General features: G+C 56.6%; 14 protein-coding genes. 1 reads left to right on the forward strand and 13 read right to left on the reverse strand.

Features of this window, described 5'->3' with window-relative positions; all coding sequences use genetic code 11:
• Window position 1 precedes the first annotated feature (1 nt).
• The 12 genes from PSTEL_RS22585 to PSTEL_RS22640 all read right to left on the reverse strand — a co-directional run bounded on the left by PSTEL_RS22585 (window position 2) and on the right by PSTEL_RS22640 (window position 17,066).
• Entirely contained in the window at window positions 2-1,201 is a 1,200-nt protein-coding gene (locus PSTEL_RS22585) for an MFS transporter (protein WP_038698852.1), read from the reverse strand.
• Window positions 1,202-1,360: 159 nt separating this feature from the next.
• Entirely contained in the window at window positions 1,361-2,245 is an 885-nt protein-coding gene (locus PSTEL_RS22590) for a hypothetical protein (protein WP_038698854.1), read from the reverse strand.
• A 35-nt stretch (window positions 2,246-2,280) separates the two neighbouring features.
• Window positions 2,281-5,019: a GH36-type glycosyl hydrolase domain-containing protein gene (locus PSTEL_RS22595; protein ID WP_038698856.1), complete on the reverse strand. Its 2,739-nt coding sequence runs from the start codon at window positions 5,017-5,019 to the stop codon at window positions 2,281-2,283.
• A 329-nt stretch (window positions 5,020-5,348) separates the two neighbouring features.
• Complete coding sequence (locus tag PSTEL_RS22600; protein WP_038698858.1) at window positions 5,349-8,612, reverse strand: hypothetical protein; 3,264 nt, start codon at window positions 8,610-8,612, stop codon at window positions 5,349-5,351.
• 37 nt (window positions 8,613-8,649) lie between these two features.
• Complete coding sequence (locus PSTEL_RS22605) at window positions 8,650-9,990, reverse strand: glycoside hydrolase family 30 protein (RefSeq protein ID WP_038698860.1); 1,341 nt, start codon at window positions 9,988-9,990, stop codon at window positions 8,650-8,652.
• A 230-nt stretch (window positions 9,991-10,220) separates the two neighbouring features.
• Window positions 10,221-11,228, reverse strand: a complete 1,008-nt coding sequence (locus PSTEL_RS22610) for a LacI family DNA-binding transcriptional regulator (protein WP_038698862.1) — start codon at window positions 11,226-11,228, stop codon at window positions 10,221-10,223.
• 220 nt (window positions 11,229-11,448) lie between these two features.
• The gene (locus tag PSTEL_RS22615) at window positions 11,449-12,054 is read right to left on the reverse strand and encodes a hypothetical protein (protein WP_038698864.1); all 606 of its coding nucleotides are present in this window, start codon (window positions 12,052-12,054) and stop codon (window positions 11,449-11,451) included.
• Between the two features lie 180 nt (window positions 12,055-12,234).
• Entirely contained in the window at window positions 12,235-12,582 is a 348-nt protein-coding gene (locus PSTEL_RS22620; protein ID WP_038698866.1) for a hypothetical protein, read from the reverse strand.
• A gap of 89 nt (window positions 12,583-12,671) precedes the next feature.
• Window positions 12,672-13,556 (reverse strand): proline iminopeptidase-family hydrolase, encoded by an 885-nt coding sequence (locus PSTEL_RS22625; RefSeq protein ID WP_038698868.1) that lies wholly within the window; start codon window positions 13,554-13,556, stop codon window positions 12,672-12,674.
• A 60-nt stretch (window positions 13,557-13,616) separates the two neighbouring features.
• Window positions 13,617-14,852, reverse strand: coding sequence for an extracellular solute-binding protein (locus PSTEL_RS22630; protein WP_038698870.1), 1,236 nt, complete (start codon window positions 14,850-14,852; stop codon window positions 13,617-13,619).
• Window positions 14,853-14,898: 46 nt separating this feature from the next.
• Window positions 14,899-16,203 (reverse strand): diguanylate cyclase, encoded by a 1,305-nt coding sequence (locus PSTEL_RS22635; protein ID WP_038698872.1) that lies wholly within the window; start codon window positions 16,201-16,203, stop codon window positions 14,899-14,901.
• Window positions 16,204-16,418: 215 nt separating this feature from the next.
• Window positions 16,419-17,066, reverse strand: a complete 648-nt coding sequence (locus tag PSTEL_RS22640; protein ID WP_038698874.1) for a FusB/FusC family EF-G-binding protein — start codon at window positions 17,064-17,066, stop codon at window positions 16,419-16,421.
• Between PSTEL_RS22640 and PSTEL_RS27760 the strand changes: the two genes are divergently transcribed.
• Complete coding sequence (locus tag PSTEL_RS27760; RefSeq protein ID WP_156995942.1) at window positions 17,050-17,283, forward strand: hypothetical protein; 234 nt, start codon at window positions 17,050-17,052, stop codon at window positions 17,281-17,283. The two genes, PSTEL_RS22640 and PSTEL_RS27760, sit on opposite strands and share 17 nt — an antisense overlap.
• 72 nt (window positions 17,284-17,355) lie before the next feature.
• Here PSTEL_RS27760 and PSTEL_RS22645 read toward each other — a convergent pair whose 3' ends face one another.
• The gene (locus tag PSTEL_RS22645; protein ID WP_038698876.1) at window positions 17,356-18,177 is read right to left on the reverse strand and encodes an AraC family transcriptional regulator; all 822 of its coding nucleotides are present in this window, start codon (window positions 18,175-18,177) and stop codon (window positions 17,356-17,358) included.
• Window positions 18,178-18,295: the final 118 nt, after the last annotated feature.

Raw genomic sequence — 18,295 nt, forward strand, 5'->3', positions numbered from 1 at the left:
ATTACAGGCTTGCGTCCCTTGTCCGGCTTCTGCCCTTGCCCTCATCGAGACTCAGGCTGAGAGCTGTCACACAACAGCTGACTAGAGCGAACCCGACGGCAGCCCATGGAAGAAATCGCAAGCCGAAATGCCCCATCACGAGCGCACCTGACGCGGAACCGACTGCAATCCCGATGTTCGCGCCTATCGGCATCAGGGAAGAGGCGAAATCCTTCGCCGCCGGGACGAAGCGTTCCGCTAGATGGATGAAATAGATGGGAACCGCGGCGTTTATCGAGAAAGAGATACAGGCAATGGCGATTAAGCCCAGGATACCGAGCCAGGGGACCGACACGGTTATCCCATAAATTGCGAATATAACGGCCTGAATGAGGAACAGGACCTTCAGCTTCGCCATATAATTCCCCGAAGCGATGACTCCGCTGATGATGTTGCTGAAGATCGTTGCCGCTCCATACACGATGAGTACATAGCCGGTCCGGTCGGCAGGAATGCGCATGACCTCGGTCATCAGCGGCACGATGTAGGTGTAATTCACGAAGATCGCCGCCACGCCCAGAACCGGAATCAGAATAGCCAGCAGCACCCGGGGGTGGGTCAATAAGCGGAATTGGTCACTCATCCTGCTCTGAGCGTTGGGCAGATCGCGCGGTACGACCCGGTATAGCAGAACCAGGCAGAATGCCCCAAGTATACCGACCAGTATAAAGGCCGCCGGCCACTCAAAATGCATGCCGACGAAGGTGCCGATCGGAACGCCCAACACGTTGGCGAGGGAGAAGCCGCCCATGATGTACGAGATCGCCCTTCCCCTCTTCTCTATCGGGACGACATCCGTGCTGATCGAGATGGACAAGGATACGCACAGCCCGCAGCACACCGCCGTCATAATCCGGAACACAAGCAGCAGCACATATGTTGAGGCAAAGGCGCTGCAAATGTTCAGGAGCACAACCAGCACTGTTCCCGTCATCAGAGAGGCAGGCTTGGAGAAGCGGCCAGCCAGCGCCATTGCAAACGGTGTTCCGCAGGCATAAGCAACGGCAAAGCCCGACACGAAGGCTCCTGCTTCCGCAATCGATACGCCGAGACCAGCCGCCACCTGATCCAGCAGTCCCACGATTACATATTCTGTCGTGCCCAATATAAATGCCAAAAAGGTAAAGGCCAGTGTCAGGGCTTGTTCTTTGCTGATTTTCACGTCTTCATTCCTCCAGCGGCTTGAACATTCTGTATGCTATACAAGCCTACCGGAAGCCGGCTCAAATAGCCATTCAGCATCTTGTTCAATCTGCCGGAATCATTCACTATATTGTCCTAAGCCCCGGCACTCCCCTCCCCGAGCAAGACCCATCACGACTCAAATCTCAAAAAATTCATAAGTCCGGCTCCAGCGTCCCGTTTGTCCCGGAGGAATATGCAGCGATATAAAGATTTCGGGCGATATGACATGTCTTTTCCCCCAAAGCGCGCAGGCGGCCACCGCAAAATCCCCCGACTCCCGGACTCCGGCACCGCTTGGAAGATGAATGAGCTCCCAGTTCCAGGGCATGGAGGCCGGCCAGCCGGGAAGGCGGGCGTAGAACTCCCGCTCCGGCACAGCGTTCCAAAGAACCTCGTTCCCCGCTGCCGAGAGAAGCTTCGCTGTATAACCGGACTCCACCTCGCTGAAAACCGCCGGGACGGGGAAACGCAGCACATAGCCTGGGCCTGCCGGCTGACGGTTCACAGCGAGGAAATTATGCACGTATTCATCACTTTCCAGCGTCCGGCTTCCCGTATTCTCCAGCATATATTCGATATGAATCCGGGCGTCGCGCAGAGTAATGCTCTTGGTCAACCGGAAGGCGTACCCCCGGCAGTCGGCGGGCAGGACGGTGAACGTGATGCGGTCTATCCCCGTCTCGGTCACCACTTGATAGGGAACCACCGGATAATCCTCGAAAAAAGAATATGCTCTGACTCCCTGCCTCGTCAGCAGGCCGACACCGATTTTGGGGAAGTCTTCTCCGACACCCGCATCATCGTAGCCGTTCGGGCCGCTGATGCCGAACTCGGCGCACAGGCCGCTTCCTCCCGTTCCGCGGCCGGGCGCGAAACTCTCCGGAACGCCGAACTCATGTCTCCGCCGCCCCTTCAGCCTTACGCAAGCAATCCAGCCGGTACGGTCAAAGCGGCTTCCCGCTGCCTCCTCCGGCATTTTCACCTCGGCTTCAAGAACGCCGTTATCCAGCACGACTCCCATACTTAACTGGCTCCTTTTATGAAAATAGCCCGGCATCAGATGAGCTTCAAGCACAGCTCATGCACGCCTTCCTCCGGAAGGCTCTTGATGAGCGCCCGCGACAGAAGGCAGCCTCCCGCCGCCGGTTCAACTCTTGCCGGTTTGCCGTTCAGCAGACAGGAACCGGCCTGGCGGTCTCCATACTCCTTGCGCTCTTCGTTGATGTAGACAACCCGCAGTCGCCGTCCGGCAAATTGGGTAACGACCGCAGCCTTCCCCGCCTCGTCGAACTGCTCGCCCGACAGCTTGGGCTGAAGCAGCAGGTCTCCCAGATCGCCTTTGACGCCGTACACTTCCATCAGCTCGGTCAGCAGCAGCCAGCTCGCCGAGCCGGTAAGATAGTGGTACATGCCACGGCCCTGCTCGTTGATGTACTCCGGGATTCCCGGATAAATCCGGCTCTTCGGGAAGTCGGCGCAGAGCGAGTAGATGGAATCCAGCACGGCTTTGCCTTCCTTCACAAAGCCTCGCTTATACAAAGCGTTGGCGTACATCACGGTCATGTGACTGAACATGGCTCCATTCTCTTTGTGGCCGAAGGCGAAGCCAAATGCCCGGCCCAAATTCTGCTGGATGCCGCCGAACCGGGAATTCAGTCGGTAGCCGATCTCCTCATCAAGCAGATGGCGGTCAACCGCCTGAATGACGGACGGAATCTGCTCTTCCGCCGCAACTCCGCTCATGATCGGGAAGACCTGGCCGGTGAGCGTCATCCTCACGCCCTCCGGATGGTCCCCTTCCACCCGCTCGCCATCGTTGTTGTAATAGCCATTGAACCATGAGCTGCCGCTCTCTGAAGTCACCCACTCGCTGGTGCGGATATGGTTCTCTATCCAGGAGGCTTTGCGCTCCAGATCCTCGGCAAGCGAGACCAGGGAGATAGCGGTCTTGCGCCCGCTTACCCCTCCGGCAATCCGCTCGAAATACCGGTTCAGCAGCTCGTGCTTCGCGGAGACGGAATCATAATCGGCCGGCTCTCCCAGGCTGTCCAGCAGCACCAGCATTTCCTCCGCCAATTTGGCGGCTGCGGTTCCGGTGCGACGCTCCAGCTTCCGCAGCACGGACGCCAGATCCCGCAGATTGCCCGCATAGAAAGCCGTAAACGCCACGCTCTCCCCGCGGTCCGCAGCCATATCCAGCCCATCGTTCCAGTCGGCGCCCTCCAGTCTCATATGGTTATGCTCCCCGACCAGATAAAAAGGCGTCAAATGCTGGAGCAGCATATGCTCCAGAATCGTGCCGCGGTAGATCTCGCCGTTGGTGGTCCTCAGCAGGTTCCCGCTTTCCGGAGTCCAAGAATCATCGCGTTCCCGGCAGCGGTTCACGAAGGCATCCCTGAAGTAGGTCTGCTCTTGAAGCAGAAAGTTGAGATCACCGCTCTGATTCAGGTAGAGCAGCACCGTCAGAAACGGCCAGGCGCCGTGATCCATCCAGACGCGCGGGATGTTATTGCGGTCCGCCACGAACTCGCCGGGAAGCCTGCCGATGATTGTGGCGTTGCTGCCGTCGATTCTTACGCCGGCGAAATTGTCCGACAGCAGCTGCCGGACCTCCTCCGGCTCCATGATCATGAGCGCCAGGCAGTCCTGCCACAAATCACGCCAGCCCCGGCCTCCCCGGCCGTAATCATGATGGGGCATGAAGGAGTTGCCGCAGAGCCGCCGAAGGATCGGCTGAAGCGTCACCCACTTCATCCATAGATCGAATTCCTTGTTCGCGGAATGGAACTGGACGGCGTCCGCCTTCTCTCTCCAGTAAGCCTTGCATGCCCCCAGCAGGTGATCGAACGAAGCCTCGGACATATAGGTCTTCCACAGACGGTCTTCATCCATTCGGTCATCCGTGATGGCCATGGCTACGATGTACGACTTGCTCTCTCCCGGCTGCAGCACAGCTTCCGCAAACCGGATAGCCCCGACGGCTTCAAAACCCTCGAGAGCCTCTCCGGGTCCGCTATGCGGAACATCATTCCGCACTATGGCCTCCGGCCAGTCATAATTGCCGCCTTCTCCGATAAAGCGTTCTGCTATTGGGAAAAATCCGGCCGGCTTCCCGCCGTCTCCTTCGCTTCCCAGCACGGAATAGGCGGTCTTGTTGACCCGGTGGCCTCGCTCGTCAAAGGACAGAGAGGGCTGAACCTCAATGCCTCCTGCGGAGGTATAGATCCGGTGCAGCAGGGACGTCACATGCCGGTGATCCCGCAGATCGTCGGCGGAACGGGCATAGAGCGGAACCGCCGCCGTCGGCGTCAGGGTTAGCTTGCGGTTGCCGGTGTTCGTCAGCGTCACCTTCATCAGCTCCACCCGATCCGCGCCTGCCGGAACAAAGCTGACCGTTTCCGCCCGCAGGCCGATTCGCGTATTGTTGCGAATGACCTTGTGCCAGAGCAGCCCTGCCTCCAGCGTTACCTTGTCTCCGCCTTCTGTCTCTTTATCCAATCGACTCGCATGCTGAACGGCAGAATTTCCCGTGCAGGACCAAGGCCCGAATTCCTGATTATGTACCCAAAAATTCCGGGCAGCCCGGGAATTGTGAAGACTCTCCGCAGATACCGGCTCGGACAGGAAGGTGTTATGGCCGGATTTGATATCTCCATGCAGAGAAGGAGTAATGGAGGACATCATGCCGGCTTCATTGACGAGCGGAAAATACAAATAGCTCGTCAAATGAGGGTCCTTAAGCTCGAAGTCTCCTTCCGATCCTTTGAATGTCCAGGTTTGAGTTTGCGTTGACATAAACCGACCTTCTTTCCGTTTTGATTATCGAAACCCATTTCGAAAATAGGGACGCTGTTTCTCGGACACAATGCACAGCGCCCCCCTGTTGCTTTCGCGAGCTTCTTGCTGCGGCCGCTTCCGACCAGCTTATAGCTGACCGGAAGCGACGCGTTTGCCTAATGCGGGGTGATTGGCTGCGGCGGTCTCTCTTGCGGGGATCACGGTGTTCTTGCGCCATGAATGTGCTACTCCGCTTCACGGGATCGCTGTCTTCTTGAGCGGCAGGTGTTTCCCCCATGACCTGACGAGTGCGGCAGGCGGGTCCATATTGGAACGCCTGACTCAAGCTATTCCAGCACAACCTCAAGCTCCGTGTACCGTCCGGCCCGGATGTCTTCAGCCAGCTTGCCGGACAGTACGCTTCCCTCAACGGTCAGCGTGTTCCCGGCGCCGTCTTTGACGCTAATTCGCCGGATAGCGGCGCAGTTCTCTCCGAACGTATCGGCCCGCCGCTCATTGAGGTAAGTCACGCGGACCGAGCCAAGGAACCGGAACGAGAGACGGCCGTCATCCTTGAACAGCCAGCCCGGAAGCGCCGGTGCAAGCTCCAGCACAAGGTCTCCGTCTCCACTCAACCGGAAGGGACGGCTTCCCGCCATCATGAGCGACCACATGCTCAGGAACTCCGCAGTCGAGCCGCTCAGGCGGGCGACAAAGCCGCGGCCGTGCACGCCGGGGTCGGGGTTGACGCTGCTGGCGAGGAAGGAGGAATTCTCCAGCGTGCTGCGCCCGTAGACGGCGGGGTCCTGGAACGGGATCAGCGCGCGCTTGAATTCTTCATAGAACGTCCCGGTCAGCCCGGTCTTCAGCAGCTCAAGGACATATTTGTAGGACATGTGCAGGAATATCGATTCCCGCTCCAGCCAGCCCGGGGTGAACGCGCGGATGCGGCCGATTTCCTGCGGCTGCTGCTCCAGGCTGACGGAGGTTTTGTACATGCCGAGCTTCTCGTCGTACAGGCCGCTGCTTCGCACCGCCCGGTAAATACCCTGTGCTTCCTCCTTGCTTTCCGCAAGCTTCAGCCCATGCACCGGCCCTTCCAGAAACGCCGGAAGCGCTTCGGCGCGGAACCGACTCACCGATACTACCGGAAGTCCGTAAGAGCTGATAACCGGGCCTCCGTCACCGCCCTTTAGAGGCTCGTAGTCCTCTGCCTCGAAGCGGAAGTAGGTGGGAACAAGGCCCCCGCCAAGCTTGACGGCCTTCGCGATCCCCTCATTCAGCCGCCCCAGAAACCGCTTGAAGACCGGCTCCAATGCCGCAAAGACAATCTCCTGCTCGTCGCCGGACAGGCCGAACCGGATACTCTCGCGGTAACGCTCGCGCGCCGTCGCCAGCAGATCCCAGCATTCCAGGTCGGAGATGTCCCCGCTCTCCCGGCGGGATAGAACCGAGTCCGTCTCCGACAGCAGCTCCGCCATTTCCAAAGGCAGGCGGACCTTCCGTCCGGCAAGCCCTGAATCTCCCGGGTCCCCGGAGACAACTGCCCCTCCCGGCATTCCGGATAGCGCTTCCAGTATGAACAGCACTAGACGCTTCAGTTCATAGGTCTCCCCCATACCGGAGCCGAACAGACCGGGAAGCCCGTTCATCGCATCATTCCAGCCCGGCTTATCCCCTTCCATCTCAATGCCCATGCCGTAAGGGTCCAGCGTCGTCATTTTGATCAGGGCCAGGGACAGCATTTTGGCGAACAGATCGGTACGGTAGACCTCGCCTGTTCCATGCTGCGTTCTCAGCCAGCGGGTGTCGGACATTCCGCCGCCAAGGCGCTCCAGCTTCTCTTCATCATGCACGGCAGAGCCATATTGGCGTACCTTGCCATCCTTAAGCACCGTCTTTTCGCTGCGCGGCAGCACGCGAACGGGGCTGTCGAAGAAGCGGCAGGTTCCAGGCGTATACAGCAGCTCCTCCATTTTATCCGGAAAAACAGAACGGTAGCTGTCCACCAGATCCATATTGTAGGTCCAGTGATCAATCCAGTAGCCTTCTCCAAAGCTTGCTTCAATATTTTGCGCGGACAGACCCAGCAGCTTATCCAGAAACTCCTCTTCGCTCACGTTAAGCATAATCTCATGATCGCAGAGGTAATGAATGATCTGCCCCGGGGTAAACGGTTTGGCCGCTATAGCGGACAGTTCCCGGCGGTGGCTGCCTACCGCTTGTTCCAGTAAGCTGGCGAGCTCCGCTGCCCGTTCCTCCGGCACTTGGAAGGTGCTGCCCTTGACCTGCAGCGGATTATAGCCGTCCGCCTGAATAAGGCTGAAGAACATATAAATATTGAATGCGCCCGCTTCCGGATGGAACAAGACGTCGTTGCGGCGGTTCTGGTTCATATCCCGGAAATTGCCGTTGCCTTGGGAATAATATTCCGGAGCCAGTGAGAAAAAGTTATAATCGCGCTCCAGATCCCCATGCTTCCGGGAAAATAAATGATAGATCTTGGTCTCCTGCCCTTGGCCGAATACCACGGGATAGCCGCCGCGCAGCATATTGTCGAGATAGCTCTGCCGGCAGTAAGCGTCGAACATCGTTGACGAAGTGGAAGTCGCGATATCGCCGGTAAGTTGTTCCGCCATTCTGGCAGCCTCCTCCCGTTTGGTTCGGAAGTATTCCGCCCGGCAGAGACGTCCGGTCTGCGACTGGATGCTTCCGATATCGCGTGTATGTCCGATCATCGCGTACAGGTTCAGGCTCTCGCCCGGTCCCAGCTTGCCCGCCGCGCCGCTAAAGGCGCACGGAACCTTGTTCGCGGTAATCTGCGGCATCGCTCCGAGTTGTTCTAGGGAAGCGCGCGCAAATGAGGCCGGATACACGAGAGAAGTATTATGTCCGAAGATGACTTCATAATCGACGATCGGCGGAAGAAGCTCTTCCTCGTCGCTGAACGAAAGATAGAAATGCCCTCCCTTAATCTCGCTGACTTCGGCCTCATCCTTGGTACTGGAGCGGAGCTTGAAAAATGGCACGGCGTTCTCCAGATTGTAGACCTCCATCCAGCTGCGAAGCAGATTGCCCATTTCCTTGTATCCGGCATTGTCGATTCCATAGGGAAGAAGCTCGGGCAGGCCGTCCAGCACCTCGAGCGGCATCGGCGATGCCGACAGGTTCGTGATTTCCGTGTGCCTGGCCAGCGCGGCGAACCCGTCGCCCGGAACGTTGAAGTACACGATTTTCACCTGAAGATTCAGAGTATGGTTCGTCTCTTCAATCACTAGCTCGTTTAACCCGATTGACATCGTCCGCCGGATAGAAGAGTCCTCGCCTTGATCCTGGAACGGTTCGTAGACGGCGCCGCCAAGCTTGATGAATGTCCGGAAGCCGCTGAGCGGCACATTTTTGTAGCTGATGTTAGCCGGGGAGAACTCCATGATGGGCGAATTCTTGTCCCGGATGCCGAAGCTTGCAATTCCCTGGCCCCGGTTGACGTAGAACGTCCACATCGGGATGCCCTTCGGTCCGGCTAGGCCGGGCAGGAAGCTGGCGAAGGTCTTGGCTTTATCGAATTCCTCTATGACAAAATACTGATTATCCATATAATAGGCTGGCATTCGTTAACCTCTCTTTCGTATGGACCGCCGGCGGGCGTCAGTTTCCAAGCACATACGTCGCGATCGAGCGGGCGGGCAGGCTCGCTTCAGCCAATTCGCCGCCGTATCCCAGCGTGAACGTCTGCGGCTCGTCGCTCTCATTCATGACGATCACTGCCAGCGTGTCATCCGGGTTGCGGAAGGAGACGGACTGCAGATTGCTCCTGGAGAGTGCCTGCCCGATCCGCACCGCGCCCGGGGCAACGAATTTGCTGAAATGCCCGATATAGTAATAGGAACTGTTGTAGTGGATTTCTCCCGTTCGGGTATCCGCAATGACCGGCGCGTCGCATAGATTGTTCACATGATTTGGGCCACCCGTTTCATCGAGCACCAGATTCCAGTCCAGATAGCCCTCCATCCAGTTGTTGAAGTCGCCGATCATATTCCGGCCGTAGCGTTCACCGGTCTCCCAGGAACCGAGATGTACACCGCCCTCCTGGCAGCCTTCCGTGAACAGCAGATGTTTATCCGGGAACAGCTCATGGACCTTGCCCACCTGATCGAAGGCTTCGCTGACATACCAGTGGAGGCCGGTTCCCCATACGTATTTGGCTGCTTCCGGATCACTCAGGACGGTCGAGGCGCGCTCCACGACAATGTCGCGGTTATGGTCCCAGACCAGAATGTTGACGTTCTCCAGCCCCTCTAGGTGCATGGTCGGCCCCAGATAGTCTCTGACAAAATCGCGCTCTTCCGCCGCCGTATATTCGCAGGAATCCCAAGTCTGCTTGGCGGCCGGCTCGTTCTGCACCGTGATGCCCCAGATCGGCACTCCCTCAGCCTCATAAGCCCGGATGAACTTGGTGTAGTAATTGGCCCATGCCTGGCGGTATTCGGGCTTCAACTTGCCTCCGTTGTTCATTTCGCCATTCGTCTTCATCCAGGCTGGAGGACTCCAAGGAGAGGCCAGCAGCGTGAAGGCGCCGCCTTTTACAGCCATCGCATCCTTAATCAGCGGCAGCACCCACTGACGGTCATGGGAAATGTCGAAGCTCTCAAGCTCCATATCGTTATCCTTCACATAGGTATAATTGCCAAGCGCGAAATCGCAGCTGTGGATATGGACCCGGCCCAAGGTATAGCCAAGCCCGTTCACTGGATCGAAATACCGGCCGATGATTTCCCGGCGCTTCTCCTCGCCGATCCGCAAGAGCGTATACGCCGCCGCTTCTGTAAAAGCTCCTCCAAAACCAAGGATTGTCTGGTAGGAAACCGATGGAATCAGCTCCAGATCAGCGGCCTGACCCGGTGTCTTGTCTTTAAAATCCAGCCTCCCGAGGTTGGAGAGACGGTCATTCGTGTCCCGGCTGGTCAAAATAATGGTTCCGCTTGTCATAAGTAACGCTCCTTTCTGAGTATCTAAAAATAAGAGAGAAAACGTTGAATCAAGGAGGTGATGAACGAATCGAAATCGGTTTCGAAAATGGCGGTGAGACATCCCGAGGATGTCTTGTTAAGTTTCGCCTTCACTTGTTGAACGCTGCTCTCACTTGTTGAATGCCGCCCTCAAATATGAGTATGCGGGTGAAAGGCTGATTAGCCCGCGGTCGCCGGCCAAATTTCTCCTTACAGGGGCTTGCAGGAATCGCGGACGACCAGCTCCACAGGCAGCACGACCGCTTCCGGTGCGCGGACCGTCTCGATCGACTGGATCAGCATATCCGCTGCTCTCTTGCCAATGCTGGATATATCCTGACGGATCGTAGTCAAGGCCGGCGTTACCAGTCCCGCCGCTTCGATATCGTCGAAGCCGATGACGGACAGATCCTCCGGAACCTTCAGGCCCCGGTCCTGCGCGGCTTTGATGGCTCCGAGGGCCAGATTGTCCCCTGCCGCCAGCACGGCGGTCGGCGGCTGATCCAGATCCAGCAGCAGGCTCATCGCCGCATAGCCGTCACGGGTGGAGAAATGCACTCCTCCTGTAACGATATAATCCTCCCTCTTCCCCAGCTTCAGCCTGCTGACAGCCATTTCGTAGCCAAGCCTCCGATGGCGTCCCGCAAACGTCACTTCCCCTCCGGATATATGGGCGATATGACGGTGGCCCAATTCATACAAATACTGAACGGCCAGAAAGCTGCCGTTGACGTTATCGGAGCAGACCGTTCCCGCCTTCCTTGATTCGTAATCCAGAATGACGCAGGGAAGCCCGCTGTCCACCAGCTCCTCCACCCCGGGGTCCAGGGCGTCCGCCAGCACAATTACGACGCCGTCAACACTTCTGAACCGGCAGTGCTCCAAATAGCTGCTGCTCTTCCCCCCGATGTTGTCGGAGATGAACATGAGGTCATAGCCCTGGGCTTCCGCCGCCCGCTTGAAGCTGTCGAGAACGCCATTAAAGAACGGATGCCGGATGCCCATTCCAGAAAATTCATTGAACAGAATACCGATGGTCCAGGATTTCTTGGTCATCAGCGTCCGCGCGTGGGAATTGGGCAAATACCCCATTTCCTTCGCGGCGTCCAAAATTTTGTTCTTGGTCTTCTCGCTCACATCGCTATAGTGGTTGAACACCTTGGAGACGGTAGTCGGTGAATAGCCGGTTGCCTTGGCGATGTCGTAAATGGTAGTCAAGCCTTGTCACCTCCTTTTCGAAATCTATTTCGTTCGAATGAAGTGTAACGGCTTCCATCTCAAAAGTCAATGATCAAAATGCCGAGATCACGATTACCCCAACAGCAAAACACCGCCCGACACGGGCCGCCCTCTGGCGGCCGCGCACCTGTCGGCGGCGTCTTGATCTTCGGACCTGCATGACAGGTCCCTGCCTATCAAACCGATATCTGCGACCCCGTTACTCCGCGCTCTTCCCCGGTTTGTAGTACTTCTCCTTGAACTCATCGAACGTGATATTATCCGTCTTGCCCGCCTCAAACGATTTATGGACATATTTCCAGTACGCGATCAGATCCGCATGTCTTCCCTGATAATCGTCCGGAATCTGGTACAGGGCCTGCACCGACTTCGCGTCATCCCCGTCCTGTCCGTAAATATTGTACTGGGCGAACAGATACATAGCCTTCAAATCTTCGTCCGGATTCGAAACAGCCTTCACCAGCGCAGCGATTGTCTCATAGTCCTCATCCTGCAGCGCCTTGTCGATCTTCGCCCACAGCTGCTTGTTGTCTTGGCCGCTCGTTCCCGAGGGCTTGGCGGACGGCTGGGCCTGCGGCTTCGCCGAAACGGCTGGCGAAGGCGAAGGTTCCGGCGACGGCGAGGCGGGAACCGAAGGCAAGACCGGCGCGGCGGAAGCCGCCGGAGCATTGGCGGCGTCCGAAGGCGGCGCCGTTACAGCGGGCGCGGCCGAACCGGTCGCCTGCCGCGGAGCGATTGCTCCGCCGCCGCAGCCTGTGACGGCAAGGAGAAGAATGAGAACTGCCATGCTTTGTAGTTTTTTCATGTATGACCCCTGCTTTTTAATATATATAAGAATGGATAAGCGGTGTGCTTGTCCCGATTCTTCTTTTTACAGGAAAACACTCACCTAATAGTAACACTAAAAAACGGCAAAAAACAGCAAAAAACCGGCCCCGCGCGAAGAATCGCGCAGAGCCGGCCGCATGTACCAAGGAGAGCTCTATCAGAACGCCAGTTCGACTGAACCATCCTCGTAAATATCGACCCGCTGGGCGCAGAGCAGCATGCCAAGTCCGTTGGCAAAGCCCTTTTCCTTAATATCCTGCTCCCGGCGCTCCCATCTCGGGCGGTCATGAATGATATCGTACAGATAATAGAACTCGTCTTCCGTCGCGGTCTTCATTTTCTCCACAAAGATAAAGTCCTCTCCGAACAGCGCGCTGAACCAGCCTGCCGCTTCTTCATGTGTCGAGAACTTGGGAAGGTCGGACTGAAACTGCTTGGACAGAAAATTCTGCTGCAGTCTGCCCTTCTTCTCGTAATAGCTGCTGAGTGTCTCCGCGTTAATCATTGCACATCGCCCCTTTTCTTGAATCGCCGGCTGCATCATGCCAAAAATTTATGAAAATTTTATCGTATTTCAGAAAAAGGGGATATGACTTAGCGCATGTCTTCCGCCTTCCTTAGAAATGCCCGCACTGTCCCGATGTAGGCTTCCGGTTCCTCCAAATAGCCTGAATGGGAGCTGTTCTCCAAAATATGCAGCGAGGCTCCGGGAACCAGCGAACGGTAGTAGGCCGTCGACTCCGGCGATGCTTCATCGTAACGGCCGCACAGAAAGAGCGCCGGGAGGTCCAGCTCATGCAGCCTTGACGTGCAATCATAGGTCTTCAGGCTGCCGGTCGGGGTGAACTCGGAAGGTCCCCACATCGCCATGTACACATCCCGGTTCGCTTTGGCGCGGCTTTCCGCCGCCAGGGGAGACGGCTGTTCCAGCCGGTTCACATGCCTGCGGTAATATTCCTTCATCGCGGCCTCGTATTCCTCCGAATCGGTCGTCCCATTCGCCTCATGATGACCGATAACCGCCTGCGTCTTCGCCGGCAACAGGGCCAGGAAGGCGTCGGCGTCCCGCTTCCACATCTCCGCGCTCAGGCAGGGGCTGGAGAAAATGACGCTGCGAACGCCGGGTAGCGCGCAATCCAGCAAGTAGGAAGCGGCCAGCATCGTTCCCCATGAATGTCCAAGCAGATGGACCTCATCCAGGCCAAGCTGCTGCCTGATGCAGGCAAGCTCCTCGGTGAACCGCTCGGTCGTCCAGAGCGAAGGCTCGTCCGGTCTCTCCGAATTACCCGATCCCAGCTGATCGTAGAACAGCACCGGCCGTTCATCGGCCAGCACATGAAGCTCCGATTTCAGCAGCAGATGCGACCCGCCGGGGCCGCCATGTATAACGATCAGCGGGACTCCGTCTTTCTCCTCTCCCATCAGACTGTACCAGACCTTTCCGCCCGGCACGCCGACATACCCTTCACGCTGTCTCATTCTGTATGCTCACCCGTTTCCTTTCTTGATTCCATCTGTCCCTATACTCTCTACCCAATTCTACTCCAGCTTCAGTATGCTCTTCCAGGCGGCTTCAATCCGCTGCGCTCCCTCGCGGGGAGACTCGCGTCCAAGCAGCATCGCGTTCAGATTCTTCGTGAAATCGCGGTACAGCTTGGAGCTCTCCGGTATCATGGGCTGGCTGCGCGCCAACGATAACGGCTCCTTGAAGCTCTGCAGCAAATACTCCGAGGCCAGCCTTGGGTCCTCGTACACATCGCTGCGGGTCGGCAGCGTCCGGAGCGACAGGCTCTGCCTGGCCTGGACTTCTTCACTCGTCAGGAAGGAGATCAGCTCGTAGCTCTCCTTCGGATGCTCGCTGTAACGGTTGATGACGAGACTGTGGCCGCCGATCGGTGAACCTTGTCCGGCTGGGCCTTTCGGAACAGGAGCGACGCCAAGATTATTCGGATCGGCGAATTCCTTGGTCTTCAGCAGATCGGCCACCGCCCAGGGGCCGTTGATAACCATCGCCGCCTTGCCCACGCCGAAGTCATGCATCATTGTGTCGTACCAGCCGTCGAAGCCGGCATAGGGCTGCGAAGCCCCCTCCGTCCGCAGCTCCCGCATAAAAGCGAAGGCCATCTGCGAGGCGGCCGAGGAGATTTCAATCTTCCGGTCCGCGGTTACCGTATCTCCTCCGAACGCCCATACGAAGGGAAGCGCAAAATAGGAGTCCTCGGTGACGTAAAGACCATACCGGTCCGGGCCGGACAGTGCTTGTGCCATAGTCTTCAGCTCATCCATCGTCTGCGGCGGATTATCATAACCCGCCTCCTTAAGCAGGGCTTTATTGTACATCAGCGCCGGAACCTCCATTACGGAGGGCAGACCATATACCTGTCCCTGATAGGTGACGGCGGACAGCGCGGTCGGCACGAATCGGGACAGCTCCCGGTCCGCCGCCAGCCGATCCAGCGGCATGATAATGTCGAGATCGGCATATTCGGGAATCCAGGTATTATCCGCGCGGAGCACATCAATGCTCTGTCCGCCCAGAATGGCGTTCTTGTACTCATTACCGGCAGATGATAACGCTTTCTCCAAAAGGGTCACTCGGATATTGGGATGAGTATTCTCGAACTCCGTGATCATCTGACGGAAGAAGAGCGATTCCGATTCCGAAGTCGTCGTCCAGAACACCAATTCCACGGGGTTGCCGGTATTTCCGCCGGCGCTGCAGGATGGCAGCAATAGGGCCGCCGCCAGAAGCGGCAGAGCAGCTTTAAGCTTCATATAGCAGGGCTTCCTTTCTTCATCGGCGTTAGACTGAATCGGGCCGCTAATGGCCCGGTCCGTAGACGACGGTCCGGTTCCGTCCTCCCGACTTGGCCTGATAGAGCGCCAGATCCGCCTGCTTCACCAGGTTGTCGGGGCTTGCCGCAAGCACGGCCGGCATGGCCGCGACTCCTAGGCTCAGCGTAATGAAGGAATCAGTCTTCGATCCTTCATGCGGAATGCGCTCCCCGGCAACGGCCTGCCGGAGCGACTCCGCGATGCCGGCGGCGTCTTCCAGCGTCCGGTCCGGCAGCAGCACGACAAACTCTTCCCCGCCGTAGCGGGCGGCGAAGCCCTGCCCCCGGATCTGCTCCAGCAGAATGCCCGCTACCCGTTTGAGGCAGGCATCCCCGGCCTGATGCCCGTACAGATCGTTGTAATCCTTGAAGTAATCGATATCCAGCAGGATCAGGGCCAGCAGGCGATTACCCGGGGACAGAAGTTCCCACTCCCGAACCAGCGTCTCGTCATAGCAGCGCCGGTTCGGCATCTCCGTGAGGCCGTCAAGCAGAGACAAGTGGTACAGAAAATGATTGGAGTCGATGACAGACCGCAGCGACTCCTTCATCGTATTGAAGGAGTCCGCCAGCTCGGCAAGCTCGTCTCCGCCTTTGAAGGACAGATCCGAAACATGCAGATTGCCGCCGGCCACAGCCTGCGCCGAGTTCTTGAGCAGCCGGATTCGGCGGGTAAGATGGCTCGACAGTACGATCGCAACGGCGATGGACAGCAAAACCGCAAGCGTAGTCAGCATGACATTGATGAACCGGATAATTTCTCCGTTGCGTTCAATCGTCGTCCTGTAGGTCTCCGTATCGGCCTTCTCCCGCACATAGAAGCTGTGCAAAGAGAAAGCGATAGGATCAAAGCTGTCCCTGGAGGAAATCTCGCGTGCTTCCTCAACGCGCCCCTCCTTCTTCATCTGGATGAGCTGATCGCTTTCCTTAATATACGACGCCCATTTCTGCTCAAAGCTCTTAATCTGGGAGCTGTCTTCCGTCTCCTGGATCATGGCGCTCAGACGGACCAGCTCGTCGCTGACGTATTGAACGCCGGAATCGAAGCTGGACTTGAATTCATCCTCCACATATATGGGCGCGATCAGATAGCGCGCCAGGTTGTCGTTCGCCGTTCTGGCGAACAGGTTCAGGCGCTGAACGCTCTCCATCCGCTGCTCCGACTCCAGAATGAAACGCGTCAGATTGACGTTCCGCTGCGACAGATAGGTGGAGACGGCAGCGGTAATCAGAAATAGCACGATGTTAATACTGAAACCAAGATATAGCTTGCTTCGAATGGATAATCTCATCGGTCAGCACCCCGGCTGCTTTAACAGTATGTTAGTTACTATATCGGTAGGACTTTAGTCGTAATGAAGCCGGAAGATGCTGTTTCACCTTATTTCCAAATCATTTAGGAACGGAGGATTACACGGAACGCAAAATTGTTATTGAGCCGGTGAATAGCAGGGCGTAGCTGAAGAGGCTGCCTTTGGTGACGGCAGCCTCTTTTTTTCCAATTGCGTTATTTGCGAGCTGTGAGAATGAACTTCTCCAATGAACCTGTATCAGTAATACTCTCATTGCATACCTGGTTATCCAGACATACATAATGACCAAAGCGGGAGAGATTATCCGGCGATGCGCTGGCAGACTTGGTCTGCACCGAGAAGAACGCAAGCTCGTGATGCCGGTTGCAGAACAGGCAGTACCCTTTCTTGTTGGTCGGCGTAAGCCTTCCCTCGATGCCGATGAACTGTCCGCCATACGAATATACGATGAACAATTTGTTCGTGGCAATATCCGTCCAGCCCAGATAAGTCACATACCGGAAGTCGATGGATACCAGATCCGGAATTTTCAGCTTTTTATTTTTAGGGAATAGCTTCTGAATCTGCTTCAGCGTAATCGGCGGAAAAGGCTCCAGGTATGGTTCCAATGCGGCAAGATATCTCTGGAAATCATATGCGGACTCCAAGGCCGAAATTTGTTCCAGCATCCCCTTCTGATCCTCGGATAGACTGGGAAATGCTTCGACAATGTTCATGACGGCCTGATGTCTTACAGTCGCCAGGACACCCCGATCCGCGACGCTGCGCAGCGTTTTCTGAAGAAATTCCGCTTGCTTCTTAATAACGTTAAACTGGTGGTTTCTAATGAATGGTGTATTCATAGCTTCTCAGCCCCTTATTATAATTGAAAAAGACAATAAGGTGCAAAGCCCGTTATTAGAAACGATAAAATCAGTTTGGGCGATCGAATTCATTCCACCGCACCCCACGCAAAGTATCGCCCCAAATCAGGCTTTGCATGAGGACTTCCTAGCCAATGAGCAATTCGGTATTGCCAACGGTAAGACCCCCTATCACATACAGATGGAAGAAGTATAGCAAAAATGGTCACCGGCGACAATTGATCCGCAGCATGGTTCAACAAAATACATACTCCCTACACGCTTGCATTTACCGCCCCAGACCGTGCAGCTCCTTGAAATCCTCCGGGCTCATGCCGGTATGACGCTTAAAGACCGCGCAGAAATAGCTGGGATTCTCGTAGCCGACCAGGCCGGCGATTTCGTAGATTTTCCGCCCGGCTTCGCTGAACATCAGCTTCTTGCTCCGGTTGATGCGCTCCTGGTTAATATACGCAAGCGGCCGCAGCTTCAGCGTCTTCTGAAAAAGCCTGCACAGGTACTGCGGCGAAACGCCTGCAATATCCCCCAGCTCGGCCAGCGGCAGGGGCCGCTCCAGATTCTCCGCGATATGCCGCAGGACAGGCCGGATGCGCTCCATTCCGTAATCCCGGTTCACCGGCGCGGGCAGAAGCTTCTTCAAATCCAGCAGCAGCTGGTACAGCAGCTTGGAGCATTCCGCTTCGAATTCGTCCTCTCCCTCTTCCATCGCAAGCATTTGCTGCAGCTCGTTCAGCAGGGAACCCCGCCTAAGATTGGCAGCCCCCGACTCGTTCAGTCCCGCATACGCCAGCAGCTGCCGGGCTTCTCTGCCCTGAAACGATACCCAGGCGAGTTCCCAGCGGTCGCTGATTGGCGTATACCGGTGCGGAATTTCCGGAAACAGGAAAAAAACATCCCCGGGACCAACCGTCAGATCCTTCTCCCCGATGATGAGTCTTCCCTGTCCGTTTAGCACCTGATGGAGCTGAAAATCGGGAAAGCCCGACGTCCGGACCGTCTCCGTCTGATGCTCCCAATATCCGGCCGTCGTCATATAGAGCGGCAGCAAGGACGTTTCATCCGACTTTCCGAAGATCATTTTGGACTCCATTTCCAGCTCCTCCTTAGTTTCATATTTTGATATTTCCAGCTAATATTCTTTATTTTCTAAGATATTATTCAATCATATAATGTTAATATTATACGATCTATTAGAGGGAGTTGCTACT

Origin of the sequence: Paenibacillus stellifer, from assembly GCF_000758685.1 — a bacterium.
Lineage (GTDB): Bacteria > Bacillota > Bacilli > Paenibacillales > Paenibacillaceae > Paenibacillus_AQ > Paenibacillus_AQ stellifer.